This window comes from Spirosoma endbachense, assembly GCF_010233585.1.
Taxonomy (GTDB): Bacteria; Bacteroidota; Bacteroidia; order Cytophagales; family Spirosomataceae; genus Spirosoma; species Spirosoma endbachense.
Window position 1 is genome coordinate 10,299,318 of record NZ_CP045997.1, and the last position, 704, is coordinate 10,300,021.

The 704-nt window shown below is 63.6% G+C and carries 1 protein-coding gene; it reads left to right on the top strand.

Annotated elements, in window-relative coordinates; genetic code table 11:
- The first annotated feature begins 216 nt into the window (after positions 1 to 216).
- Positions 217 to 576: a hypothetical protein gene (locus GJR95_RS42450; RefSeq protein ID WP_232541032.1), complete on the top strand. Its 360-nt coding sequence runs from the start codon at positions 217 to 219 to the stop codon at positions 574 to 576.
- Positions 577 to 704 lie beyond the last annotated feature (128 nt).

The window sequence follows — 704 nt, forward strand, 5'->3', positions numbered from 1 at the left end:
CCCGCTGCGATGTCGGCCGCCGAAGGCTGATAGGTCAATGGCTGGCTACCGGTGATGACACTCTGGCTGAAGCTACCCGTGCCAGTGCTGGTGAGACTGGCTGAACTCGCTCCGCTTACCGTAGCCGTCAGGCTGAGGGTATTGCCCGCACAAACCTGGGGGCTTGCGGGAAGCAACGTCAGGCTGACGGGAGTCTGGCAGCCACAGTTGAGGACGATGGTCTGGGAGTCGGAGCAACTGCTGCCCTGCGTGCGGACCACGACGGTGGCCGTGGTGCTGGTAGGGGCATTGAGGGTGAAGCTGTTGCTGGTGGTAAAGCTGCCCCCGTTGAGGCTGTACTCCAGGGTGCCACTGCCGGTATTGGTGGCATCGACGGTGAAGCTGGCCGTATTGTTGATACAGGCGCTGGCCTGGTCGATGCTGAGGATCTGGGGCAGTCCATGGACGGTGACGGTTACCGAGGTGGTACTCCGGCAGCCGCTGGCATTGGCCACTGTCACCGAGAAGGTGGCGGTGGTGGCGGGGCTGACGGGGAGCAGTCCGGTGGCGTTGATGGTACCCGTACTGAAGGAGTAGCTGGTTCCCCCGGTGGCGGTAAGGGTGGTCGACTGTCCGGCACAGAGGGTGGTCGATGAGGCCGTCAGGGCAGCAGCGGGTGCTGGACTGATGGTGACCGTAGCGGTGGCCACATCCGAACAACCTGT

Excerpts from the sequence above, each read along its gene's own strand:
- GJR95_RS42450 (WP_232541032.1), top strand. The coding sequence starts at position 217 with ATGGTCTGGGAGTCGGAGCAACTGCTGCCCTGCGTGCGGACCACGACG.